26 protein-coding genes are annotated in these 24,718 nt (G+C 61.9%); 3 read left to right on the forward strand and 23 right to left on the reverse strand.

What is annotated here, in order from left to right; translation table 11 throughout:
• From LBW87_RS21995 to LBW87_RS22005, 3 genes are all read right to left on the reverse strand, one after another.
• The coding region (locus tag LBW87_RS21995) for a branched-chain amino acid ABC transporter permease (RefSeq protein WP_225203618.1) at window positions 1-542 on the reverse strand (542 nt) is incomplete at its 3' end.
• 569 nt (window positions 543-1,111) lie between these two features.
• Window positions 1,112-2,080 (reverse strand): 4-hydroxy-3-methylbut-2-enyl diphosphate reductase, encoded by a 969-nt coding sequence (gene ispH, locus LBW87_RS22000; RefSeq protein WP_225203619.1) that lies wholly within the window; start codon window positions 2,078-2,080, stop codon window positions 1,112-1,114.
• Window positions 2,081-2,135: 55 nt separating this feature from the next.
• A complete protein-coding gene (locus tag LBW87_RS22005; RefSeq protein ID WP_225203620.1) occupies window positions 2,136-2,591 on the reverse strand; it encodes an FKBP-type peptidyl-prolyl cis-trans isomerase in 456 nt (151 codons plus the stop codon).
• A gap of 190 nt (window positions 2,592-2,781) precedes the next feature.
• On the opposite strand from LBW87_RS22005, the gene radC reads away from it, so the two are divergent.
• The 3 genes from radC to rpmG all read left to right on the forward strand — a co-directional run bounded on the left by radC (window position 2,782) and on the right by rpmG (window position 4,028).
• Window positions 2,782-3,456: a RadC family protein gene (radC, locus tag LBW87_RS22010; protein WP_225203621.1), complete on the forward strand. Its 675-nt coding sequence runs from the start codon at window positions 2,782-2,784 to the stop codon at window positions 3,454-3,456.
• 143 nt (window positions 3,457-3,599) lie between these two features.
• The gene (rpmB, locus tag LBW87_RS22015; RefSeq protein ID WP_008114370.1) at window positions 3,600-3,836 is read left to right on the forward strand and encodes a 50S ribosomal protein L28; all 237 of its coding nucleotides are present in this window, start codon (window positions 3,600-3,602) and stop codon (window positions 3,834-3,836) included.
• A gap of 24 nt (window positions 3,837-3,860) precedes the next feature.
• Window positions 3,861-4,028 carry a 50S ribosomal protein L33 gene (gene rpmG, locus LBW87_RS22020; protein WP_008114372.1) on the forward strand — a complete coding sequence of 56 codons (168 nt, stop codon included), beginning with the start codon at window positions 3,861-3,863 and terminating at the stop codon, window positions 4,026-4,028.
• Window positions 4,029-4,200: 172 nt separating this feature from the next.
• On the opposite strand, the gene LBW87_RS22025 is transcribed toward rpmG, so the two are convergent.
• The 20 genes from LBW87_RS22025 to hisC all read right to left on the reverse strand — a co-directional run bounded on the left by LBW87_RS22025 (window position 4,201) and on the right by hisC (window position 24,644).
• Window positions 4,201-5,052, reverse strand: a complete 852-nt coding sequence (locus LBW87_RS22025; protein WP_225203622.1) for an ABC transporter permease — start codon at window positions 5,050-5,052, stop codon at window positions 4,201-4,203.
• A gap of 24 nt (window positions 5,053-5,076) precedes the next feature.
• Window positions 5,077-5,886 carry an ABC transporter ATP-binding protein gene (locus tag LBW87_RS22030; RefSeq protein WP_225203623.1) on the reverse strand — a complete coding sequence of 270 codons (810 nt, stop codon included), beginning with the start codon at window positions 5,884-5,886 and terminating at the stop codon, window positions 5,077-5,079.
• 147 nt (window positions 5,887-6,033) lie between these two features.
• A complete protein-coding gene (locus tag LBW87_RS22035) occupies window positions 6,034-7,071 on the reverse strand; it encodes an ABC transporter substrate-binding protein (RefSeq protein WP_225203624.1) in 1,038 nt (345 codons plus the stop codon).
• Window positions 7,072-7,173: 102 nt separating this feature from the next.
• Window positions 7,174-8,415, reverse strand: coding sequence for a CaiB/BaiF CoA transferase family protein (locus tag LBW87_RS22040; protein ID WP_225203625.1), 1,242 nt, complete (start codon window positions 8,413-8,415; stop codon window positions 7,174-7,176).
• A gap of 79 nt (window positions 8,416-8,494) precedes the next feature.
• A complete protein-coding gene (gene recR / locus LBW87_RS22045; protein ID WP_225203626.1) occupies window positions 8,495-9,091 on the reverse strand; it encodes a recombination mediator RecR in 597 nt (198 codons plus the stop codon).
• Window positions 9,088-9,390 (reverse strand): YciI family protein, encoded by a 303-nt coding sequence (locus LBW87_RS22050; protein ID WP_225203627.1) that lies wholly within the window; start codon window positions 9,388-9,390, stop codon window positions 9,088-9,090. The genes recR and LBW87_RS22050 overlap by 4 nt, the downstream gene beginning before the upstream one ends.
• Before the next feature lie 95 nt (window positions 9,391-9,485).
• The gene (locus LBW87_RS22055) at window positions 9,486-9,812 is read right to left on the reverse strand and encodes a YbaB/EbfC family nucleoid-associated protein (RefSeq protein WP_225203628.1); all 327 of its coding nucleotides are present in this window, start codon (window positions 9,810-9,812) and stop codon (window positions 9,486-9,488) included.
• Between the two features lie 76 nt (window positions 9,813-9,888).
• Window positions 9,889-11,964, reverse strand: a complete 2,076-nt coding sequence (locus tag LBW87_RS22060) for a DNA polymerase III subunit gamma/tau (RefSeq protein WP_225203629.1) — start codon at window positions 11,962-11,964, stop codon at window positions 9,889-9,891.
• Window positions 11,965-12,121: 157 nt separating this feature from the next.
• Window positions 12,122-13,093: a sensor domain-containing diguanylate cyclase gene (locus LBW87_RS22065; RefSeq protein WP_225203630.1), complete on the reverse strand. Its 972-nt coding sequence runs from the start codon at window positions 13,091-13,093 to the stop codon at window positions 12,122-12,124.
• 282 nt (window positions 13,094-13,375) lie between these two features.
• The gene (locus LBW87_RS22070) at window positions 13,376-13,768 is read right to left on the reverse strand and encodes a ComEA family DNA-binding protein (RefSeq protein ID WP_225203631.1); all 393 of its coding nucleotides are present in this window, start codon (window positions 13,766-13,768) and stop codon (window positions 13,376-13,378) included.
• A 145-nt stretch (window positions 13,769-13,913) separates the two neighbouring features.
• On the reverse strand, window positions 13,914-14,849 hold the full coding sequence (rfaE1, locus tag LBW87_RS22075; protein WP_225203632.1) for a D-glycero-beta-D-manno-heptose-7-phosphate kinase: 936 nt from the start codon (window positions 14,847-14,849) through the stop codon (window positions 13,914-13,916).
• A gap of 4 nt (window positions 14,850-14,853) precedes the next feature.
• The gene (locus LBW87_RS22080; protein WP_225203633.1) at window positions 14,854-16,230 is read right to left on the reverse strand and encodes a UDP-glucose dehydrogenase family protein; all 1,377 of its coding nucleotides are present in this window, start codon (window positions 16,228-16,230) and stop codon (window positions 14,854-14,856) included.
• 127 nt (window positions 16,231-16,357) lie between these two features.
• Window positions 16,358-17,533 carry a lipopolysaccharide assembly protein LapB gene (gene lapB, locus LBW87_RS22085; RefSeq protein WP_225203634.1) on the reverse strand — a complete coding sequence of 392 codons (1,176 nt, stop codon included), beginning with the start codon at window positions 17,531-17,533 and terminating at the stop codon, window positions 16,358-16,360.
• A 16-nt stretch (window positions 17,534-17,549) separates the two neighbouring features.
• Window positions 17,550-17,876 carry a lipopolysaccharide assembly LapA domain-containing protein gene (locus LBW87_RS22090; RefSeq protein ID WP_225203635.1) on the reverse strand — a complete coding sequence of 109 codons (327 nt, stop codon included), beginning with the start codon at window positions 17,874-17,876 and terminating at the stop codon, window positions 17,550-17,552.
• Window positions 17,877-18,176: 300 nt separating this feature from the next.
• Window positions 18,177-18,482 carry an integration host factor subunit beta gene (locus LBW87_RS22095; RefSeq protein ID WP_008114399.1) on the reverse strand — a complete coding sequence of 102 codons (306 nt, stop codon included), beginning with the start codon at window positions 18,480-18,482 and terminating at the stop codon, window positions 18,177-18,179.
• A 14-nt stretch (window positions 18,483-18,496) separates the two neighbouring features.
• Window positions 18,497-20,212 (reverse strand): 30S ribosomal protein S1, encoded by a 1,716-nt coding sequence (gene rpsA / locus LBW87_RS22100; RefSeq protein ID WP_081496433.1) that lies wholly within the window; start codon window positions 20,210-20,212, stop codon window positions 18,497-18,499.
• A gap of 281 nt (window positions 20,213-20,493) precedes the next feature.
• Complete coding sequence (cmk, locus tag LBW87_RS22105) at window positions 20,494-21,162, reverse strand: (d)CMP kinase (RefSeq protein ID WP_225203636.1); 669 nt, start codon at window positions 21,160-21,162, stop codon at window positions 20,494-20,496.
• Between the two features lie 71 nt (window positions 21,163-21,233).
• The gene (gene aroA, locus LBW87_RS22110; protein WP_225203637.1) at window positions 21,234-22,565 is read right to left on the reverse strand and encodes a 3-phosphoshikimate 1-carboxyvinyltransferase; all 1,332 of its coding nucleotides are present in this window, start codon (window positions 22,563-22,565) and stop codon (window positions 21,234-21,236) included.
• A gap of 77 nt (window positions 22,566-22,642) precedes the next feature.
• Entirely contained in the window at window positions 22,643-23,530 is an 888-nt protein-coding gene (locus LBW87_RS22115; protein ID WP_225203638.1) for a prephenate dehydrogenase, read from the reverse strand.
• A gap of 7 nt (window positions 23,531-23,537) precedes the next feature.
• On the reverse strand, window positions 23,538-24,644 hold the full coding sequence (gene hisC, locus LBW87_RS22120; RefSeq protein ID WP_225203639.1) for a histidinol-phosphate transaminase: 1,107 nt from the start codon (window positions 24,642-24,644) through the stop codon (window positions 23,538-23,540).
• Between the last annotated feature and the right edge of the window lie 74 nt (window positions 24,645-24,718).

Genomic DNA, 24,718 nt, shown 5'->3' on the forward strand with positions numbered 1-24,718 from the left:
GCGGTGGCGCGCATGGCGCGGCCCATCTTGGTCTTCTCCACGATCAGCACCAGGCCCACCATGGCCAGCACCGCCAGCACCAGCAGCATGATCTGGGTCGGCGAGATCAGCGCGCCGGCGATATGCACCGGATCCGACGGCATCACCTGCGGGAATGGCAAGGGGCTGCGGCCCCAGATCATCATGGCGGCGGTCTGCAGCAGGATCGAGATACCGATGGCGGTGATCAGGGGCGCCAAGCGCGGCGCATTGCGCAGCGGCCGGTAGGCCACCCGCTCGATCAGCAGGCTGACCACGATGCACACCGGTATGGCGCCGACGATGGCAATGATCAACTGCACGATGCCCGGCAATTGCGGCGCGTACTGCTGCACCACTTTGAGCAGCCACAGGCCCACCATCGCCCCCACCATCAGGATGTCGCCGTGGGCGAAGTTGATCAGGTTCAATACCCCGTACACCATCGTGTAGCCCAGGGCGATCAGCGCATACATGCTGCCCAGAACCAGGCCGTTGATGATCTGCTGGATGAAAATGTCCATGAATACCTATCTTCAATCTGAGAGTGTCAAAAATGAACGGACCGTCGGCCAATGGCATGACGACCGCGAAACCTGCTTATGAGCAAAATCCGTTCCCGCCCGCTGCGATCACACCCGGATCATTTGGCTGACGACACGCGGGCCTTCATAAAAAGCACTTGCCGAGCTGCTACCGCACGCCGGTCTGGCGCGCCATTAAAGAAAGCGAATTAAATACGTCGACCGTGACCGGCTGCGGGTAGGTCAAACGAGTATGCCGGCACGAGGCGACAAACGTTGAACATGACATGCTGGGGGTCTCCCTGTCTCCTGCGATCGCTCTGTAACGGCAACATGACCGCCTGGCGAACTGGCTTGGCGTATGCTCGCCCGGCGGGGAGCATGTCGATTTCTTGGTGCGGCATTATACGCACAAGCCGCACACAGTCCACGCCGTTTTCAATCTCGCTGCACAATAAAACCGGTAAGACCAATGAACCACACACGCTTGATGCAGAAGCGAGCCGGAAAACGAAAAAGGCTTGCATGCGCAAGCCTTTTTCATGGTGCAGCCACGCCAGGCATCGACGTCAGGCGTCTTGCGCTACCGGCGCCGGACGCGCGCCACTCAAGCCCTTTGGCAGGGGAAAAGTCACGTTTTCCTCGATACCTTCGAGCTTGCGTACGCTGCGGGCGCCGATTTCCTTGAGTCGATCGATCACGGCCTGCACCAGCACTTCCGGTGCCGATGCGCCGGCGGTGACGCCGACGCGGTGCTTGCCGATCACCCATTGCGGATCGATCAGGTCGGCGCTGTCGATCATGAAGGCCGGTACGCCTTTTTTCTCGGCAACTTCGCGCAGGCGGTTCGAATTGGAACTGTTGGGGCTGCCGACCACGATCACCACATCCACCTGCGGCGCCATGAACTTGACTGCCTCCTGGCGGTTGGTGGTGGCATAGCAGATGTCGCCCTTCTTCGGTTCTACGATCGCTGGATAGCGCGCACGCAGGGCGGTAATGATATCGGCGGTATCGTCCACGGAAAGCGTGGTCTGCGATACGTAGGCCAGCAATGCTTCGTCCCCCACCTGCAGGCGGGCCACATCGTCCACCGTTTCGACCAGGTGCATGCCCGCTTCGGTCTGCCCCATGGTGCCCTCAACCTCAGGATGGCCGGCATGGCCGATCATGATGATCTCGCGGCCTTCGCGCCGCATCTTGGCCACTTCCATGTGGACCTTGGTGACCAGCGGGCAGGTCGCATCGAATACGGTCAGACCGCGTTGCGTCGCCTCGGCCTGGATCGCCTTGGACACGCCGTGGGCCGAAAAAATGACGGTGTTGCCCGCCGGCACATCGGCCAGCTCTTCGATGAAGATGGCGCCCTTGGCGCGCAGGTCGGCCACGACATAGGCGTTGTGCACGATCTCGTGGCGCACATAAATAGGTGCGCCGAACTGCTGCAGGGCGCGTTCGACGATTTCGATGGCGCGATCAACACCGGCGCAAAAGCCGCGCGGCTGGGCCAGCAGGATCTCGGTACCCGCGTTATCCATGGTGATGTCCTAAAGTCCGGATTTCAGGGTTGCAATTCGACAATATTTTGTCTTATTACAGAATTCCTATGATTTTGACCTCGAATTTCAAAGTCTGTCCCGCCAATGGATGATTGAAGTCGAAAATCGCACCATCCTGATCGATTGATCGCAGGATACCGGCGAAACGACCACCGCCCGGCGCGGCAAAATCGACCAGGTCGCCTACCTTGTAGTCTTCGTCCATGGCCGAATTCTCTTCGAGGGTGGCGCGCGAGATGCGCTGCACCAGTTCGTCGCTACGCTCGCCGAATGCATTGGCAGGCGCGAGCTCGAAACTCTGGTGCGCCCCTTCGGGCAGTCCCAGCAGGCAAGCCTCGAGGAAGGGCGCCAATTGTCCCTGACCGAACTGCAGTGTCGCGGGCTTTTCGTTGAAGGTGCTGACGATGTCTTCGCCGTCCTGTGAAGCAAGGCGGTAATGCAAGGTCAGGTAGGCGCTGTCGGTGACGACTGGAACGGAAGAGCTGGACATGAAAAAGGACCATCATGAGTACACGATAACCCGCTATTGTAAGCCACGTTTGAGCCCGGCGTACCGCCCCATTGCACGGATACGCCCTGGGCCACCGGGCCTGGCTGCAGCTTCCCTGCCGACACGGCGTCAACCATTCCGTGGTTCACGCCAATCCATCCACCAACGCCCCTCACCTCCCCCCTCCACCATGACTATCACCGACTGGCCCTCGAACCAGCGTCCGCGCGAGCGGCTCATCCTGCTGGGCGCAGGCGCCCTGTCAGACGCCGAGTTGCTGGCCATCTTCCTGCGCGTGGGCGTGGCCGGCAAGACTGCGGTCGACCTGGCGCGCGACATCCTGTATCGCTTCGGCTCGCTGGAGGCGCTGTTTGGTGCGGCCTTCAAGGAATTCTCGAAGATGCACGGGCTGGGCCCGGCCAAATACGCGCAATTGCAAGCCGTACTGGAACTGTCGCGACGCGCCATCGGCGAAGAGCTCAAGAGCGGCATCGAGCTCAGCGCCACCGGCGCGGTCAGCCAGTACCTGCAGCTGTCCTTCAGCGGCAAGGCCTATGAATCATTCGTGGTGTTGTTTCTGGATGTGCGCAACCGCCTCATCGCAGCCGACGAATTGTTTCGTGGCACCCTCACCCGCGCCAATGTCTATCCGCGCGAAGTGGTCAAGGCAGCGCTGGAGCATAACGCCGCAGGCGTCATCCTGGCGCATAACCACCCATCCGGCGACCCCGACCCCAGCGCCGCCGACGTGGCCCTGACCCAGACGCTCAAAGCCGCGCTGGGCCTGGTGGACGTCCGGGTGCTCGACCATTTCGTGGTGGCCGGCACCCGATGCTATTCATTTGCAGAACACGGCTACCTCTAGCGACATGCAAAGAGATCGACCAAATTGTTAAATTCAAATAAAACACAAAGACACACTTGTTTTTCGCAAGTCATTGAAAAATCAATGTTTTTTATCTATACTCTCGTTTTTCCCAAATTTCGGAAATTTTTAAGGAGTCTCACATGGCACGTGTTTGCCAAGTCACCGGGAAGGGGCCGATGGTCGGCAACAACGTTTCCCATGCCAACAACAAGACCAAGCGTCGTTTTCTGCCGAACCTGCAGAACCGTCGTATTTTCGTCGAATCCGAGAACCGCTGGGTTTCGCTGCGTTTGTCCAACGCCGGCCTGCGCGTGATCGATAAGATCGGCATCGATGCCGTTCTGGTCGACCTGCGCGCTCGCGGCGAAAAAGTCTAATCAGCAGAGTAAAGGAAATCTATCATGGCGAAATCCGGCCGCGACAAAATCAAACTGGAGTCGACTGCAGGTACTGGTCACTTCTACACCACCACCAAGAACAAGCGTACTACGCCCGAAAAGATCACGATCATGAAGTTCGATCCCAAGGCACGTAAGCACGTCGAGTACAAAGAGACCAAGATCAAGTAATTGATCTGCTCTGAACAAAAAACCCGCTCAGGCGGGTTTTTTGTTGTCTGTTACTTTGTTAATTTGCTAATTTATTAATTTGCAAGTTTGTTAGTCACTGGCTTGCTGGTTGGCCGGCCCACCAGCGGGTTGCCACGCATTGAGCGTAACAGCCCGCCTGCCCTGCCATCGCTCAGAGCTTCTCGGTTTCGCCGCTTTTGGGCTGCCACTTCATCAAGCGTTTCTCGATCACCGCCACGGCCAGGTCGAGCACCAGCGCAAACACGGTCAGCACCACGATGCCGGCGAAGACGGTATTGATGTCGAAACTGCCCTCCGCCTGCAGGATCAGGTAGCCCACGCCACGCGCCGAGCCCAGGTATTCACCCACCACCGCCCCCACGAAGGCCAGGCCGATCGACGTGTGCAGGCTGGAAAACACCCACGATGTGGCCGACGGCAGATACACCGTGCGCAACAGTTGACGGGCATTGGCGCCCAGCATGCGAGCATTGTTGAGCACCACCGGGCTGACTTCCTTGACGCCCTGATAGACGTTGAAGAACACGATGAAGAACACCAGCGTCACCGCCAGCGCCACCTTGGACCAGATGCCCAGGCCGAACCACATCGCGAAGATCGGCGCCAGGATCACCCGCGGCATCGAATTGGCAGCCTTCACATAAGGATCGAGAATGGCCGACGCCGTCGGCGACAACGCCAGCCACAAACCCACGCCCAGGCCAGAGACGGTGCCGATGATGAAGGCCAGGACCGTCTCGGTGAGCGTGACGAGCAGGTGCGAATAGATCTCGGCCGGGAAGGTCAGCGTAAAGAAGGTGGTGTCTCCGATCCCGACTTCCAGTGAGCCGCTGCCGACGGTGAACCAGTCCCAGATGCGCTGTGCGACCTTGATCGGCTCGCCGAAGAAGAAGGCAGTCTGCGGGTTGCGGGTGGCCACGTGCCACACGGTCAGCACCACCAGCAGGACCAGCAATTGCCACAGCCGGATGTTCTTGTGATTCGGTTTAAGGTATTTCAGCATGACGAATTCTCTTTCCTGTTCCTGTTACGCGACGCGCTTCTGTTGTTGATATCCCTTGAGCACTTCGTCGCGCAGGACGTCCCAGATTTGCTTGTGCAGCTCCACGAAGCGCGGATGCATGCGAATCTCGGCCACATCGCGCGGGCGCGGCAGGTCGATCTTGAATTCACCGATGGGGTGGGTGCCCGGGCCGGCGGCCAGCACGATGACGCGGTCCGACATGGCAATGGCTTCATCCAGGTCGTGGGTGATGAACAGGACCGCCTTCTTCTTGGCGCTCCACAGGTCCAGCACTTCGTTTTCCATCAGTTGGCGGGTCTGGATGTCGAGCGCCGAGAAGGGTTCATCCATCAGGATGATGTCGGGGTCCAGAATCAGGGTCTGTGCCAGCGCCACGCGCTTGCGCATGCCGCCCGACAACTGGTGCGGATAACGGTCGCCGAACCCCTGCAGGCCGACCCGGGCCAGCCATTGCTCGCCCAGTTGCACCGCTTCCGACGGCGCGCAGCCACGGTATTGCAGGCCGGCGATGACATTGTCGAGCGCGCTGCGCCAGGGCATCAGGGCTTCGGCCTGGAACATGTAGCCGGCACGCCGGTTGATGCCGGTCAGCGGCTCGCCAAATACCTGGACGCTGCCCGAGGATGGTTGCAGCAGGCCGCCGCCGACATTGAGCAGGGTCGATTTGCCGCAGCCGGTGGGCCCCACCACGGAGACGAATTCGCCCGGCGCAATGGCCAGGGTGGTATTGGCCACTGCCGTATAGCGCTGGGAGCGGTCATCCTTCGATACGAAGGTGCAGGTGATGTCGTCGAACAGAAGTGCGGGCGTCATGAGTAATGCTCTTGCCTTAGTGAAACCGGAAAACGGTCGATGTCGAATGCGGATGCCCGAATAGGCAAATGCCCGTTGCCGGGCATCATGGCTTGCACGTGTGGCTGCAGGACGAGCCAGGCACAGGCCTGGCCCGCCCCGTGCAATTTACTTGTACTTGGCGTTGGCCTTTTGCACGAACGAGTTGGTGAAGGTCTTGGACAGGTCCACCTGCTTGTCGGCCAGCGATGGCTCGAAGGCCTTGAGCGTACGCAGTGCCGTGTCAGGACCACCCGGCGGGAAATAGCCGTCGGGCGAAATTGCCTGGCGCACCTTGGTGAAGGCGTCGATGTAGAGCCCGCGGTCACCCAGCAGGTAGCTTTCGGGCACGGCCTTGATGATGTCGGATGGGCCAGCCTTCTGGATCCACTTCAGCGCGCGCACCATCGCATTGGTCAACGCCTGGGTGGTATTGGGATACTTCTGCACGAAGGCTGCCGAGGCATACAGCGTGGCCGCCGGCATCGGACCGCCGAAGACTTCATTGGTGTCCTTGAGGGTGCGGGTGTCGGCGATGGTCTTGATTTCGTTATTCTGTTCCAGCATCGAGATCACCGGATCGAGATTGGCAATGGCATCGATCTGGCCCGAGCGGATCGCCGAGATGGCGCCAGCGGATGCGCCCACGCCGATGAAGGACACGTCGGTCGGCTTCAGGCCGGCCTTGGCCAACACGTAGCTGGCCATGATGCTGGTCGACGAACCGGGCGCGGTCACGCCGATTTTCTTGCCCTTCAGATCAGCCACGGTCTTGTAGTTGGGCATGGTCTTGTTATTGGCCGCCAGCACGATCTGGGGCGCCCGGCCCTGCAGCACGAAGGCGACGATGGGCTGGTTCTTGACCTGCATGTTGATGGTGTGTTCGTAGGCGCCCGAGACCACGTCGGCGCTGCCGCCCACCAATGCCTGCAACGCCTTGGCGCCACCGGCGAAGTCGGAAATCTCGACCTGCAGGCCTTCATCCTTGAAATAGCCCAACTGCTCGGCAATCGTCAGGGGCAGGTAGTAGAACAGGTTCTTGCCCCCCACGGCGATGGAGACCTTGGGCTTTTCCAGGGCCTGTGCGGAGGCATTGTTGTTGAACGAAAGATAACCGGCCAAGAACAGGCCCGCGGCGATTGCCAATTGCTTCCAGCTGAATTTCATTATGTCTCCTCCAGATATCGTGGATGGGTGTGGTTTTCTTCTACTGCGTCATCGGCGTCGGCAGCGGCCATGCATGCATCGCCGCCCGTGGTGCGCCTGTTATCAGACCGCGCCTTGCTCGCGCAGCCCTTTAATTTGGGCATCATCATACCCCAGCGACCGCAGGATTTCATCGCTGTGCGCTCCCAGTTCCGGCCCCAGCCACCTGGTCTGGCCGGGCGTCTGCGACAGCTTGGGACTGATCGCGGGCAACTTGACCGGCGTGCCATCGGCAAACTGGTGCTGCTCGAACATGTCACGCGCCAGAAACTGCGGGTCGCTCATCATGTCGCGCACCGAATAGATCTTGCCGACCGGCACATCGGCCGCCTGCAGGGTCGCCAGCGCCGCCTCGATATCCTGGGTGGTGCACCACTGCTGGATGGCGACATCGATCTCGACCGTGCGCGGCACGCGTCCATCGTTGCGCGCCAGGCCGGGATCGTCGGCCATGTCGCTGCGACCGATGGCGTGCATCAGGCGCTTGAAGATGGCGTCGCCATTGCCGGCGATCACGATGTTCTGGCCGTCGCCGGTAGTGTAGGTATTGGAGGGCACGATGCCGGGCAAGGCGCCGCCGGTACGCTCGCGCACCACGCCGGCATGGTCGAACTCGGGCACCAGCGATTCCATCAGGTTGAACACGGACTCGTACAGGGCCACGTCGACCATCTGCCCCTGCCCGGCCACGCATTGCTCTCCGGACTTGCCGTTCCAGCGGCCACCGGTGACATCGCGGTGCCGCAGCGCCATCATGGCGCCGATCACGCCGTGCAACGCCGCCACCGAATCGCCGATGGAAATGCCGACCCGCACCGGCGGCCGGTCGGCATGGCCTGAAACGTAACGCAGCCCGCCCATCGACTCGCCGATCGCGCCAAACCCCGGCAAGTCACGCAGCGGACCGCTCTGGCCATAGCCGGACAGGCGCACCATGATCACGGCCGGGTTGAGCTGCTTGAGGTCCTCATAGCCGAGGTTCCATTTTTCCAACACGCCGGGACGGTAGTTCTCGATGATGATATCGGCCTCGAGGGCCAGCTTGCGGGCGATCTCCTGCGCCTCGGGATGCTTCATGTTGAGCGTGATGCTCTTCTTGTTGCGGGCCTGCACGCTCCACCACAGCGAAGTCCCATCCTTGAGCACCCGCCACTGGCGCAGCGGATCGCCGCTACCCGGCGCTTCGATCTTGATGACGTCGGCGCCGAACTCGCCCAGCATGCGCGAGCAGAACGGGCCGGCGATCAGCGTGCCGAGTTCGAGTACCTTGATACCGGCCAGTGCGCCGGGCTTGAGTTGTTGCATGCTTGTGTCTCCTGCCGTTGGCTGTATTCAGCCTTGTTATTGGTCGCCCCTGAAGCGTGACTTGCCGGTTCTTGCCACCTCAGGTCACCCTGCGGTCGAGCATGGCGCGGGCGATGGTGCCGGCGTCCACGTATTCGAGTTCGCCGCCCACCGGCACGCCACGCGCCAGGCGAGTGGCCTTCAGGCCGCGTGCCTTGAGCGTCTCGCTGATGTAGTGCGCGGTAGCCTCGCCCTCGTTGGTGAAATTGGTGGCCAGCACCACTTCGGCGACCTTGCCGTCGGTGGCGCGGGTGATCAGTTTTTCGAGATGGATGTCACGCGGGCCAATGCCGTCGAGCGGCGATAGCCGCCCCATCAGCACGAAGTACAAGCCCTTATAAGTCAGCGTCTGCTCGATCATGATCTGGTCGGCCGGCGACTCGACCACACACAGCAGGGTGTGATCGCGTTGCTCGTCCTGGCAGGTCTCGCAGACCACCTGTTCGGTGAAGGTATTGCACAGCGCGCAATGACGAATCGTATCGAGCGCATTGGCCAGCGACTTGCTGAGCACGGCGGCAGCCTCGCGATCATGCTGCAGCAGATGGTAAGCCATGCGCTGCGCGGTCTTGGGGCCGATGCCGGGAAGTCGACGCAGGGCGTCGGTGAGCAGGGTAAGACTGGAAGGGGTTTTCAATTGCGGTCAACTGAATAGCGGAAGGCTTCGAGCGCCTCCGCCGTCATCGAGGGAACAAATTCGGTTATCTCGTATTCGGCCACGCCGGCGATGTAGAAAGGATCGAGCTCGATGATCGCCTCCATCTCGACGCGGTCGCTGCAGTCGGCCAGGATGATGCCGCCGGTACGCGGCACCTTGCGCCCCGACATCAGGAACACCCCGTCTGCATACTGCTGGTTGAGAAACTTCTTGTGCGCGGTCAGCAGCGAGTCGATTTCGCTCGCCGGCTTGATGTACGTGATCGAGATGACGAACATGTTGCCTCCACAATGCAATGCTGCAATCCAGCAGGGTACGCGATACGGCCACGCTGAACACCACCAGCCCGCTCACGGAACGGGCCGGCGTGCGATCAGAACGGCATCTTGAAGCCTGGCGGCATCGGCATGCCGGCCGTGACACCAGCCATCTTTTCCTGGCTGGTGGCTTCGGCCTTGCGGACCGCGTCGTTGAAGGCGGCAGCGACCAGGTCTTCCAGCATGTCCTTGTCGTCGGCCAGCAGCGACGGGTCGATCGTGACGCGCTTGACATCGTTCTTACAGGACATGACGACCTTGACCAGGCCGGCGCCGGACACGCCCTCGACCTCGATCTGCGCCAGTTGGTCCTGCATCTTCTTCATATTGTCCTGCATGGCCTGGGCCTGTTTCATCAGACCGGCAAGTTGGCCTTTCATCATCGCATTGCTCCTTGTTTCAATTCGTGAATTCTATCTTGTTTGCAGGCAGCCCCGGTAAATCGACTTGGTCTCGAATCTACAGGGGGTGGATCGATCCCGGCACAATGGTGGCGCCAAACTCGCGCATCATCGATTGCACGAAAGGATCGTTGTTCATCGACTGCTCGGCCTTCTGCTGACGCTGCGCACGATCGGCTTCGGCCACCGCATTGGCGGTGTCGGCGACGCGTCCGATCTCGGTCTCGATGCGCACTTCGCGGGCGAAGCGTTCGGACAAGGCCGCCATGAGTTTTTCGACGGCGCCCGCCGAGCGCAGCGTCTCGAGCGGAATCCGCAGGTGAAAGCAGACATTGCCGCCAGCCAGCGCTTCGCAGCGCACCAGTTCGCTCTGGAAAGCCATCTGGTGCACCACGCCGCGCAACGGCAAGCTGGCGGCCAGGCTGGGCCAGTGCCCGTCCCATCCGAGCTCGCCGGCGATGCGTGTGGTTTCCTGCTGCTGGGCCGCGCTGGCGGCCGGGCGCTGCGGTGCGGCGACGACTACCGGCTCTACTGCGGCAGCGGCGACGGGCTCAGTTTTTTTTTGAGCCTCGGGCGCGCCCGACCTGAGATCCTGCTCCCACGGTGGCGGAATATCGTCGAACGGCGGCGGGCTGGACTGCTCGACCACGGCGGCAGCCACGGCAACCGGTGCCGCCGCCACTGGCGCTGGCGCCGGTGCTGCGGCTGCCGGACGGGGCGCGGATGGCGCGCGCACGCCCTTGCCGGTATTGGCGCGCAACGCCATCATGGCGGCTTCGCGCGCAGAAACGGGGCCAGCCGGTGCGCTCGCGGCAGGTGCGCTCGGCGCTGGAGCTGGAGCCTGAGTCGGAGCCGCAGCACTTGGCGTGGCAGCCACCGCGACCGGCGTGGCGGCTGGCGCCGGAACGGGCGTGCGGCTGACCGGCGCGCTGGTCACCGCCACTTGCGGCGCAGCTGCCAGAGGAGCCGCCTGGCGCGTAGGCGCCGGACGCGGCGCGGGGGCGCCACCTGAAGGAGGTGCGCCGGCGCTGGCGCTGACTGGACGGAACGCCAGCATGCGCAGCAGCGTCATGCTGAATCCGGCATATTCATCGGGCGCCAGCCCCAGTTCGTTGCGACCGTGGACCACGATCTGGTAGAACAACTGGACATGCTCGGGGCTGAACTGCGACGCCAGGCGCACGATATCGGCGCGATCCGGCAAGTCTTCGGCCAGTGCTGCCGGCACGCTCTGGGCCAGCGCCACCTGATGCAACAAGGTGCCGAGGTCCTGCAGGGCGGCGTTGTACGACAGGCTGCGGGCGGCCATGTCATCGGCCACGGCAATCAGGCCGCTTCCGTCCTGCGCCGCCAGGGCGTCGAGAATGCGCACCAGGTAGGACTGGTCGAGCGCACCCAGCATGCCCTGCACCGCTTCCAGCGAGACCCGCCCGGCGGCATAGGCGATGGCCTGGTCGGTCAGCGACAGCGCGTCGCGCATCGAGCCGGAAGCGCCTTGCGCCAGCAGCCGCAAGGCTTGCGGATCGAACTCGATACCTTCCTGGTGCAGGATGTTGTCGAGGTGGCCAATGATGTGACCTGGCGGCATCTGCTTCAGATTGAACTGCAGGCAGCGCGACAGCACCGTGACCGGAATCTTCTGCGGGTCGGTGGTGGCCAGGATGAACTTGACGTGTTCGGGAGGTTCTTCGAGTGTCTTCAACATCGAGTTGAAGGCGTGATTGGTGAGCATGTGCACTTCATCGATCATGTAGACCTTGAAGCGCGCATTGGACGGTGCGTAGATGGCCTGTTCCAGCAATTGCGCCATCTCGTCGACGCCGCGATTGGACGCCGCGTCCATTTCGATATAGTCGACAAAGCGCCCGGCATCGATCGCCACGCAGGCTTCACACACGCCGCAGGGCGCCGCCGTAATGGTGCCATTGCCGTCGGCGCCGATGCAGTTGAGCGACTTGGCCAGAATCCGCGACAGCGTGGTCTTGCCCACGCCGCGGGTGCCGGTAAACAAATAGGCGTGGTGCAACCGCTGCTGTTCAAGCGCGTGCGTCAGCGCGCGTACGACATGCTCCTGGCCTACCAGGCTGTCGAAACTGCGGGGACGATATTTACGGGCGAGAACTTGATAGGACATGTGTGTTGGCTGCGATCGGCTGTTTGGCTCAGGTGGGCATTTTATTCTATTTCGCCCCCGCCATCGCAGTAGCGCAGCCGGGCACGGCGCCAAATGCTCCGCCCCCGGTCATTTCATGTCGTTTCGGCATGAACCCGGCCCTTGCCCGGGAAGGCGCTCACACCTTTTCGGCGCGGCGCTGCTTCTTGCGCTCGTACATCAAGGCGTCGGCGCCTTGCATCAGGTCGCCGATATCATGGTGCTGCGCCGGGTCGTACTCGAGCACGCCGACGCTGTAGTGCAGGTCGTATTCGCGCTGGCCGTGCTGATTGAACTGCTGCACCGCGCGTTCGAACGACTGCAGCACCGGCTGGGCGTGCGCCAGCGAGGTGTTCGTCAGGAACACGCCGAACTCGTCGCCGCCCAGGCGACCGATGACATCGGATTCACGGAAGTTGCCTGCCAGCAGCGAAGCGAAATTATTCAACGCCTTGTCCCCTTCGGCATGGCCGAAGCGATCATTGATCTGCTTGAATTTGTCGAGATCGAAGTACAGCACGCTGGCCGGACGCCCCAGTCGCTGGCACAGGCCCAGCGCATGCCCGGCCAACGACTCGAAGCCACGGCGATTGGAGAGGTCGGTCAATTCGTCGATGGTGGCCAGGCGCACGGTGGTGAGCTCCTGCTCGACCATGGCGCCCAGATCCTTGAGCAAGGCGCGGTCATCGGCGTCGAAATCGCGGGTCTTCATGTCGACCAGGCACAGGGTGCCCAGGTTGTAGCCGCTCTCGCTCTTGATCGGGCAACCGGCATAGAAGCGGATATAGGGCTCGCCGGTGACCTGCGGGTTGCCGCTGAAACGATCATCCTGCGTCGCGTCGTTGACCACCGTCAGGCCATCGGAGAGGATGGCGTGCGAACAGAACGAAACGTCGCGCGTGGTTTCGCTGGCGTCCAGCCCGACGCACGACTTGAACCACTGGCGATTGACGTCGATCAGCGTCACGACCGCGATCGGCACATCGAACAGACGACGCGCCAGACGCGTGAGACGGTCAAAACGTTCTTCGGGTGGGGTGTCAAGAATATGCAGCGAATGCAGCGCCTCGATGCGGGCACTTTCATTGAGAGGAATATCGGCGATTTTCATGACTCTGCCCTGCTTGCGGTGGTTGATCAACAATGCGCACGACGCGCCCCCCAAACTTTTTGCTCCCCGCATGTCGCGGCGATATTGCCCGACTGGCATGCGCGTCCCACTGTAACCGCAAATTTTTCGATAAACAAGTCAGATGTTTCTTGAAAGAAATTCACGAGAGCGATGAGTTCAACAGCGATTCACGGCGCGCCATCGTCGTGTCGCGGCGGCCAAACAAAAACCCCGCCGGGGCGGGGTTCAGCGTGCCAGGTTCAGCGCACCGGATTTAGCCAACTACTTGCGGGCCCGCTCCTGCGCGGCTGGCGCCGCCTCGCCGCTGGCCACCTTGGTCTCTTGCTGTGGCGCGGCCCTGGAACCGGCGCGCCCCGATTTGCCGGGCTTGGCCGCCTTGCCCCCCAGGGCCTGGCCATTCACCGTCAGGCCGTTGCCCGAAAGCTTCTCGGCGCTTTTTTCCTTGATGCCCTTGACGCGTTGCTGCAAGTCACGCCAGTCCTTGAAGTTGCCGCCCTTGTCGCGCTCGCCGAGGATGCGCTTGGACATCGACGGCCCGATGCCGCGCACCCCATCCAATGCGGCCTGATCGGCCTTGTTGACATCGACATCCGCCCGTACCGGCGCGACCATGATCCAGAGCGATACGATGACCATCAGTAATTTCTTCAACATGGTGATTCCTTTCACGATTAAGAAACAGAAAAGGCAGGCTCCCGACCGGGATACCTGCCTTTGTTCAACGAGATCGCGAAACGGTTGTTGACAGAAATGCAACTAGATACGCGCTGCGAGGCCCGTGATTTTCCGACGCAACCGCTCAGCCTTCAAGCAGCTCCTCGCGCGTGACGGTGGCGGTGCCCAGCTTGCCAACCACGATGCCCCCTGCGCGGTTGGCCATCGCCACCGCCTCGACCAGCGAAGCGCCTGCGCCCAGCATCACGGCCAGCGTGGCGATGACGGTGTCGCCGGCGCCGGAGACGTCGTACACCTCGCGCGCCATGGTGGGAAAATGCTGCACATCGCCATCGCGATACAGGCTCATGCCTTCTTCGGAACGGGTCAGCAGCAGCGCTTCGAGCCCCAGCTCGGCACGCAACTTCTGGGCCCGCGCGGTGAGGTCATCCTCGTTCTTCCACTGGCCCACGATGCGCACCATCTCGGACTTGTTGGGCGTCAGGATCGACGCGCCCGCATAGCGGCTGAAGTCGTCGCCCTTGGGGTCGACCAGGATCCGCTTGCCCTGCTGGCGCGCCACGCCGATCATCTCGGCCACACTCACCAGGCTGCCCTTGGCATAGTCGGAAAAAACGATCACGTCATACGCGCCCACCAGTGAATTGAACTGGGTCAGCTTGTCTCGCAGCACGGTGTCGGTCGGCGCTTCCTCGAAATCGATGCGCACCAGTTGCTGCTGGCGGCCGATGACCCGCAACTTGACGATGGTCGAGATGCTGGCGTCCCGCGCCAGGTGGCTGCTGATGCCCATCTCGCCCAGCAGGGTGTCGATCACGCGCGCCGGCTCATCGTCGCCGGTCACGCCCAGCAATGCCGTGCTGGCGCCGAGGCTGGCGGTATTGCGCGCCACGTTGGCGGCGCCGCCAAGGCGCTCTTCGCGCTTCTCGACCCGTACGATCGGCACCGGGGCCTCGGGCGAGATGCGGTTGACTTCACCGAACCAGTAACGGTCGAGCATGACGTCACCGACGATCAGGATGCGGGCGCGGTCCCAGGTTGTCGCGAGCTGGTTTGACATGATCTTACCCCTGCGCCAGAAGCGAACGGCCGATGCCGTAGTACTCGATACCGCTGTCGGCCATCAGTTGCGGCTCGAACAGGTTACGACCGTCAAAGATCACCGGCGTCTTCAGTGCCGCCTTGACGCCTTCGAAGTCGGGGCTGCGGAAGGCCTTCCATTCCGTGACGATGGCCAGCGCATCTGCGCCCTGCAGCGCGTCCATGGGCGAAGCCGCAAAGCGGATCCGCTCGAACAGGCCAGGCTGGTCGGCCAGATCCAGCGCCAGCACGCGCGCGGCTTCCTTCATGGCCACCGGATCGTAGACGGCTACGCTGGCGCCGCGGCGCAACAGCTCACCCAACAGCACGCGCGCGGAGGCCTCGCGCATGTCGTCGGTATTGGGCTTGAAGGCCAGTCCCCAGATCGCAAAATGCTTGCCGGCCAGGTCTTCGCCGAAGCGCTTGACCACCTTGCGACCCAGCACGTGTTTCTGCAGGTCGTTGACCTGCTCGACAGCGCGCAGGATCAGCAGGTCCTGGTCGTAGTCGCGCGCAGTGCGTTCCAGCGCCTGCACGTCCTTGGGGAAGCACGAACCGCCATACCCGCAACCGGCGTACAGAAAGCTGTGGCCGATGCGTGGATCCGAGCCGATGCCGTGACGCACCGCTTCGATATCGGCGCCCACCTTGTCGGCCAGGTTGGCCAATTCGTTCATGAACGAGATACGCGTGGCCAGCATGGCGTTGGCGGCGTACTTGGTGAATTCCGCCGAGCGCACATCCATCCAAAAGGTGCGCTCATGGTTGCGGTTGAATGGCGCATACAGTTTTTTCATCAGCGTATAGGCACGCTGCCCCTGAGGGGTCTGGTCATGGCCGATGACGATACGGTCAGGACGCATGAAGTCTTCCACGGCCGCGCCTTCCTTGAGGAACTCGGGGTTCGACACCACCGAGAATTCGCCGCTGTCGAGACCGCGCGTGGCCAGCTCGCCGGCGATGGCGGCCTTGACCCGATCGGCGGTGCCGACCGGCACGGTGGACTTGTCGACCACCACCTTGAAGCCGTTCATGTGACGACCGATATTGCGCGCCGCCGCCAGCACGTACTGCAGGTCGGCCGAGCCGTCTTCGTCAGGCGGGGTGCCGACTGCAATGAACTGGATATCGCCATGGGCCACACTGGCGGCCACATCGGTCGAGAACTGCAGGCGACCGGCAGCGCGGTTACGCGCCACCACGTCTTCCAGGCCCGGCTCGTGGATCGGAATGCCGCCATTGTTGAGAATGTCGACCTTGGATTGATCGACATCCAGACAGAATACGTCGTTGCCCAGTTCGGCCAGGCAGGCGCCTGTCACAAGGCCCACATAGCCGGTGCCGATGATGGTGATTTTCATGGTTTATCCCGAGTCTTTCCGGCCCACTCCGCAGGGAACGTCCGGTTGATTGATGAGGCGAATGTCAGATTATTCAATGAATGTCGCGCGGCCAGGCTGACGACTTGCCAGGCCGGTCGCGCATCCATCAGATCATTACATTGAGTTCTTCGGTACGGCGTGGCGGATAGGTCTCCCAGCGGCTGCAGCCCGGACACTGCCAATAGAACTGGCGCGCCTTGAAACCGCAGTGGCTGCACTGGTAACGGGCCAGCTTCTGCGTATAGCCATGCACCAGCGTCTTGACCACCGACAGCTCGGGCCGCACATTGAGCGGCGCGGTCATCATGCGGGCTTCCAGGAACTTGTCCAGCGCCAGCAGCGTGGGCGTGCGTCGCAGTTCTTCGCTGACCAGCCCGTTGGCGGCCTCGACACCATCGGCATCGAGCACCGCCTTGAAGACCACCTCCAGCAGATCGATCGAAGGCGCTTCGGCCAGGTAGGCACGCAACAGGTTGATGCCTTCCTGGGGACGGCCCACGGCCAGGTAGCCATCCATCAGGCGCTGCGCCACCAGCGCCGTATGCGGCACGCTCTGGTGCTCGACCCGGCGCCAGGTCTCGAGGGCGCCTTCGACATCGCCCCGGGCGCGCAGCGCGTCGCCCATCAGCATGGTGGCGCGCACGCTCTTGCGGTCTGCCGCCAGGGCGCGGTCGAGCAAGGCAATGGCGGCGTCGGTGTTGGTGCGCACCAGCTCATCGGCGGCCAGTTCACAGTGGAACTGGGCGATTTCGCGCTGGCGGCCGCCAGCGCCCGTCGATTGCAGGATCTCGGCGGCCGAAATGGCGCGTGTCCACTCCTTCTCGCGCTGGTAGATCTCGAGCAGGGCGCGCCCGGCCTGGGCGCTGTATTGGGTATCGATGAGCTTGTTGAAGGTTTCTTCGGCACGATCCAGCAAGCCGGCCTTCAGATAATCCTGGCCCAGTTCGTAGAGCGCCTGGCCATGATGCTCGGCCGGCAGGTCGGGCCGGGCCAGCAGGTTCTGGTGAACCCGGATGGCGCGCTCGGTCTCGCCGCGACGGCGGAACAGGTTACCCAGCGCAAAATGCAGGTCGACCGTTTCCGGGTCGAGCTTGACGATTTCGATGAAGGCGTCGATGGCCTTGTCGGGCTGTTCGTTGAGCAGGAAATTCAAGCCCTTGAAATAGCCGCGCGGCAGCGTGCGCGACTCGGACAACAGCTGGTTGATATCAACCCGCGCAGCAATCCAGCCCAGCCCGAAGAAGACCGGAATGCCGAGCAACCACCAGAATTCAAATTCCATACAAGAGACGTTTCAATTAGAGAATGTGCTGCGCGGTGATCACGCTGTCGGGCAACGGTGGTTGAACCTGGGCCTGGGCGATCGCTTCCTGCTGCTTGTGGATTTGCGCCAGGGCTTTCTTGAGACGTGCGGCTTCGCGCCGATGGCGGAACATGATGGGCGTCATCGCCAGTACGCCCAGCACCGCGCCGACCACGAAGAAGGCCAGCAGCACCAGCACCAGCGGATCGGTGCGTTCATAGCCGAGGAAGAAATGCAGCGTCACTTCCTGGGTATTGCGCAAGGCAAAGAAGAAAAAGCCGACGAACAGGATGACCGCGATCAATCTGGAGATTATTTTCATGGCGACTATCCTTTTTTGACTGGTCGAAAATGGGTGAAGCGAGCCATCGTACCGTCCTTTCAACACGCGGGGCAGTGCACTTTGCACAAAGCGCGACGCGGCGGTGGCGGGTTACGGCGACGGGTCTTGCGAAATTGTACGTGAAAAAAAACGGCATCCAAAGATGCCGTTCATTTCTGAGCGGCCCTTTACCAGGCCGTTCATGTTGCCGATCAGTCTTTACATGGCATCACGCGATGCCTGGCGCCAACTGAACGGCAGTGCTGCAACAACAGGATTACCTGGTCGACGACATGTCGGTCAATCCTCGCGGATTGGCTGTCCGACCATCGCGTCCACGCGCTCGCGCAACTCCTTGCCGGGCTTGAAGTGCGGCACCCGTTTTTCGGGCACCATCACCTTGTCGCCGGACTTGGGGTTACGACCGATACGCGGCGGGCGGCGGTTGAGCGCAAAGCTGCCAAAACCACGGATCTCGATACGCTGGCCGGTCGATAAGGCATCGACCATCGCATCGAGTATGGTTTTGACCGCGTAATCCGCATCCTTGGCTACCAGTTGCGGATAACGCTCAGCCAGACGGGCGATCAGCTCCGACTTTGTCATCGTGGCCCGGACAATCAGTTCTTGTTGTCGAGCTTGGCCTTCAACAGGGCGCCCAAGCTGGTGGTACCGGAAGCTGCGCTGGAGTCAGACGACATCTTTTGCATGGCTTCCTGAGTCTCGGCGTTGTCCTTTGCCTTGATCGACAGCTGGATGCTGCGAGCCTTGCGGTCGATGTTGATGACCAGGGCTTCGACGCTGTCGCCGACCTTCAGGTGGGTACCGGCATCTTCCACGCGATCGCGGGAGATTTCGGATGCACGCAGGTAGCCTTCGACTTCTTCGTTCAGCGCGATCACTGCGCCCTTGGCTTCAACCGACTTGACAGTACCGGTCACCAACGCACCCTTGTCGTTCAGGGCGGCGAAGTTGTTGAACGGGTCGCCTTCCAGTTGCTTCACGCCCAGCGAAACGCGTTCGCGCTCGACGTCGATGGCCAGGACCACGGCTTCCAGTTCGTCGCCCTTCTTGAACTTGCGCACGGCTTCTTCGCCAGCTTCGGTCCAGGACAGGTCGGACAGGTGCACCAGACCGTCGATGTTGCCCGACAGGCCGATGAACACGCCGAAGTCGGTGATCGACTTGATCGAACCGCGGACCTTGTCGCCCTTCTTGTGGCTCATTGCGAAGTCGTCCCATGGGTTCGGCTTGCACTGCTTCATGCCCAGGCTGATACGACGACGCTCTTCGTCGATTTCCAGAACCATGACTTCGACTTCGTCGCCCAGCTGGACAACCTTGTTCGGCGCCACGTTCTTGTTGGTCCAGTCCATTTCGGAGACGTGCACCAGGCCTTCGATGCCTTGCTCGACTTCAACGAATGCACCGTAGTCGGTCAGGTTGGTGACCTTGCCGAACAGGCGGGTACCTTGTGGGTAACGACGCGACAGGCCAGTCCATGGATCGTCGCCCAGTTGCTTGACGCCCAGCGAGACACGGTTCTTTTCTTGATCGTACTTGAGGACCTTGGCGGTGATTTCTTGGCCAACCGACAGCACTTCCGACGGGTGACGCACACGACGCCATGCCAGGTCGGTGATGTGCAGCAGGCCATCGATGCCACCCAGGTCGACGAACGCACCGTAGTCGGTGATGTTCTTGACGATACCGGTAACGACGGTACCTTCCTTCAGGGTTTCCATCAGCTTGGCGCGCTCTTCGCCCATCGAGGCTTCGATCACTGCGCGGCGCGACAGCACCACGTTGTTGCGCTTGCGGTCCAGCTTGATGACCTTGAATTCCAGGGTCTTGCCTTCGAACGGGGTAGTGTCCTTGACCGGACGGGTGTCGACCAGCGAACCCGGCAGGAAGGCACGGATGCCGTTGGTCAGGACAGTCAGGCCGCCCTTGACCTTGCCATTGACAGTACCGGTAACGATCTCGCCGGACTCCATCGCCTTTTCCAGCGAGAGCCACGATGCCAGACGCTTGGCCTTGTCGCGCGACAGGATGGTGTCGCCGAAGCCGTTTTCCAGCGATTCGATAGCGACCGAGATGAAGTCGCCAACCTGGACTTCAACTTCGCCATTGTCGTTCTTGAATTCTTCAACAGGAATGAAGGCTTCCGACTTCAGGCCGGCGTTGACGATCACGAAATTGTGGTCGAGACGGACGACTTCAGCGGAGATGACTTCACCAGAACGCATGTCCTGACGTGACAGCGATTCTTCAAACAGAGCAGCAAACTCGCTGGCAGTATCAACGCCTGCAGCGAAAACGGTAGTTGTGGACATAAATGAAAAGATAGATTGGCCAATATCTGTCGATGCAATCGTCTTGACTTGCACTGCCACCCGCTCAAATGCCGGCGACATGGATACTGGGTTAGGTTTATCAACGCCCTTGGGACTTTGCATCCTTCGGGCACGTACTGCTGGACTGCTTACTTGCGTTTGTTGCGTTTATTACGCTTGATACGTTTAATACTTTTATTGCATTTATTTCAACATTGCATACAACCTGCACGACAAATTCGTTCGCCTCGTCCGCCAGGCATGCAGCGCATCACACGCTATCAATGCCCTGAAGCGGCATACCAGCTGAGCACCTGCTGCACCGCCTGTTCGACGGTCAATTCGGAAGTATCCAGATGATAGGCGCCTTCGGCGGGCTTCAACGGAGCCGACGAGCGACTCATATCGCGCTCATCACGCTCCCTCAAATCCCTCGAAAGGTCGGTAATATTAGCAGAAAAACCCTTGTCAATCAATTGCTTATATCTTCTCGATGCGCGCGCTTCCACACTTGCGGTCAAAAACACCTTGAGTCGGGCGGTCGGAAAGATCACCGTACCCATGTCGCGGCCATCGGCTACCAGACCGGGCGGCTTGCGAAACGACAACTGCAGGCTGTACAGGGCCTGGCGGACCGTTATCAAGGCAGCAATCTTCGAGGCGGTATTGCCGACCTCTTCGGCGCGGATTGCCTGGGTCACGTCTTCATTGGCCAGGAAGATGTGGGCGCCGTCAAAATGGCAATGCAGGTGCTCGGCGGTCTTGGCCAGGGCGTGCTCGTCGTTGAGCGCGACGTCGCGCCGCAGCGCCGATAGCGCCGTCAGGCGATACAGTGCGCCCGAGTCCAGGTAGTGAAAACCCAGCGTGGAAGCAACCCGCTGCGCTACGGTGCCCTTGCCTGAGGCAGTCGGGCCATCGATCGTGATGACCGGAGTCTTTGGCTTGTCCATGAAAACTATCGTCGTTCTAAAAGATATAAACAGATAATCGGCGAGTTACCCCTCGCCGTCAGTGATCAATATCAGATCAAAGTCTGCTCGGCAATCTTTTTGAATACCTCGAAGTAATCGGGGAAGGTCTTCGCCACGCACTTGGGATCGTTGATACGGATGCGGTTGCCACGGCGCAACGCGCCGTCCAGCGACGCCAGCGAGAAACACATCGCCATGCGGTGGTCGTCATAGGTGTCGATGGTGGCGCTGGCGATCTCGGCCGGCGGCGTCACCGTGAGGTAATCAGCGCCCTCTTCCACCTGCGCGCCCAGCTTGCGCAGTTCTGTCGCCATGGCCGACAGGCGGTCGGTTTCCTTGACGCGCCAGCTGCCGATATTGCGCAAGGTGCTGGGGCCGTCGGCGTACAAGGCCGCCACCGCAATGGTCATGGCGGCGTCGGGGATATGATTGAAGTCGGCATCGATGGCCTTGAGCGGGCCGTTGGCGCTGGCTTCGATCCAGTTCTCGCCCATCGTGATGGTGGCGCCCATCTGCTGCAGCGCCTCGACGAAGCGCACGTCGCCCTGGATGCTGTCGCGCCCCACGCCTTCGACCCGCACCGGACCACCGGCAATCGCGCCAGCGGCCAGGAAATAGGAAGCCGACGACGCATCGCCCTCGACGTGGATGCTGCCGGGGCTGCGGTAATGCTGGCCGGGCTGCACGGTGAATTGCTGCCATCCCTGGCGTTCGACCTCGATGCCGAAACGGCGCATCAGGTTCAGCGTGATCTCGATATAGGGCTTGGAGATCAGTTCTCCCACCACTTCGATATGCATCGGCTCGTCGCGCGCCATCAGCGGCGCGGCCATCAGCAGCGCCGTCAGGAACTGGCTCGACACGTTGCCGCGCACCTTCATGCGATGCGAATTGAGCGCGCCACGGCGAATATGAAGCGGTGGATACCCCGGATTGCCGGTGTAGTCGATATGCATGCCGACCGCATTGAGGGCATCGACCAGGTCGCCGATCGGGCGCTCGTGCATGCGCGGCACGCCATGCAGGGTGTAGTCGCCACCCAGCACGGCCAGCGCCGCCGTCAGCGGACGGATGGCAGTGCCGGCGTTGCCCATGAACAAATCGGCCTGGTGCACCGGCAAGACGCCGTTGACGCCGTGCACGATGTAATCCTGGGTGCCTTCGATCTGCTCCCATTTGACGCCCAGTTGCTGCAACGCCATCAGCATCACCAGGGTATCGTCGGATGCCAGCAATTCGAAGATGCGAGTGGTGCCGCCGGCCAGCGCAGCCAGCAGCAGGATCCGGTTGGAAATGCTCTTGGAACCCGGGAGCTTGACTGCGCCCTGCATGTGCGGCACCGGCGCGAGATCAAGATGACGGGGATAGGATGGCTGTTTCATCGGCATAGGCAAAGGGGTTGGGGGTTCGGCGCCAGCGATCTGGCGCCTTGTGCATTGTAGACGTAGACGGCTGCGCCTCAGGATGGCTTGCGCTCGGCAGCCTCGATGGTGGCCGCCCACTGCAGGCGCGCGCGCTGGGCATTGGCATAGATGTCGGTCAGCGCGGCGCCATCGCCGACGGCGATCAACTCGCGCATGGCGCTCAACTGCACCAGATAGGCGTCGACCTCGGTCAACAGGGCATCGCGGTTGGCCAGGGTAATGTCGCGCCACATCTCGGGCGACGAACCGGCAATCCGGGTGAAATCGCGAAAACCGCTGGCCGCATACTGAAACAGCGTGGCCGCATGGGGCTTGCTGGCGATATCGTCGACCAGGGCAAACGCCAGCACATGGGGCAGATGGCTGACCGAGGCAAACACGGCATCGTGCTCCTGCGGCGACAGGTGATGGATCACGGCCCCGCAATGACGCCATGCGGCCGCTACCCGCTCGATGTCGGCGGTCGCATTTTCGGGCAAGGCGGTAATCACCACCTTCTTGCCCCGGTACAGGTCGGCCAGCGCCGCCTCGGGGCCGTGACGTTCGCCACCGGCAATCGGATGGGCCGGCACGAAACACGCGACCCGCGCGCCCAGCGCACTGCGGGCCGCCGCCACTACATCGGATTTAGTGCTGCCGGCGTCGGTCACGATGGCATCGTCCGCCAGGTAAGGCGCGATGGAGGCGAGTATGGATTCGGTCTGCGCCACGGGCGCGGCCAGCAGGACCAGGTCGGCGCCCTGCACGGCCAGGGCCGGATCAGTGGCGACTTCATCGATGATGCCCAGCGCCTGCGCCCGCGCCAGGCTGTCGGCCGAGCGGCCGACGCCGACGATGTGCGCGGCGACGCCCGCGCCGCGCAAGCCCAGCGCAAAGGAGCCACCGATCAGACCGACACCGAAAATGACGACTTTCTTGAACACGGCAGACTCAGGCAAGAACGGTTTTCAGGGCGCCGATGAAGGCGGCATTTTCTTCCGGCAGGCCGATCGACACGCGCAGCCATTGCGGCAGGCCGTAGTTGGCCACCGGCCGCACGATGATGCCCTGCTTGAGCAGCGCCAGGTTGACCCGGGCACCAGCGCCGTCATCCTCACCCACCTGCACCAGCACGAAGTTGCCGAACGAGGGCACAAAGCGCAGGCCGAGCGCATCGAAGGCCGCCGTCAGCTGCGCGTAGCCGGCGCGATTGACGTCGGCGCTACGGGCCAGAAACGCCTGGTCATTGAGCGCGGCGATGGCCGCTGCCTGCGCCAGCGAGTTGACGTTGAACGGCTGGCGGATGCGGTTCATCAGATCGGTCACTTCGGGCTGCGCAATCGCAAACCCGACCCGCAAGCCGGCCAGGCCATAGGCCTTCGACATGGTGCGCGACACGACCAGGTTGGGATACTTGCGCACCCAGGCGGTCGATTCGTACTGGTGCTCCGCCGCCAGGTATTCGTTATAGGCTTCGTCCAGCACCACCACAACGTCTGCCGGGACCTTCGCCAGGAATGCCTCGAGCTGCGCCGCCGTCACGAAGGTGCCGGTCGGGTTGTTGGGATTGGCCAGGTACACCAGGCGCGTATCGGCGTCGATGGCCGCGGCCATGGCGTCGAGGTCGTGACCGAAATCCCTGGCCGGCACTTCGATGGCACGCGCGCCGACGGCCTGGGTCGCCAGCGCGTACACCAGGAAACCGTACTGCGCATACACCACCGACTGCCCGGCCTGCACGAAGGCGTGCGCGGCGATCTCGAGGATGTCGTTGCTGCCATTGCCCAGCGTGACCCAGCTCTGCGGCACGTCGTACTTGGCGCTGATGGCAGCCTTGAGCTCGAAACCGTTGGCGTCCGGATAGCGACCGAGTTCGGCCACGGCCTGTTGCATGGCCAGCTTGGCCGATTCGGGCATGCCAAGCGGATTTTCGTTGGAGGCCAGCTTGACGATGGCCGCCTCGTCCAGCCCGAATTCACGCGCCACTTCAGAGATCGGCTTGCCAGCCTGATAGGGTGCGATGGCGCGTACGTATGCGGGAGCGAGTTGTTTGGACATGATGCGCTTTCAATTCGACAGGTAAAGCAGCGCCGCCGATGGGCGGCGCGCCGGTGCAGTTACAGGCCCTGCGA

It is taken from the genome of Herbaspirillum sp. alder98 (assembly GCF_020179755.1).
GTDB lineage: Bacteria > Pseudomonadota > Gammaproteobacteria > Burkholderiales > Burkholderiaceae_D > Herbaspirillum.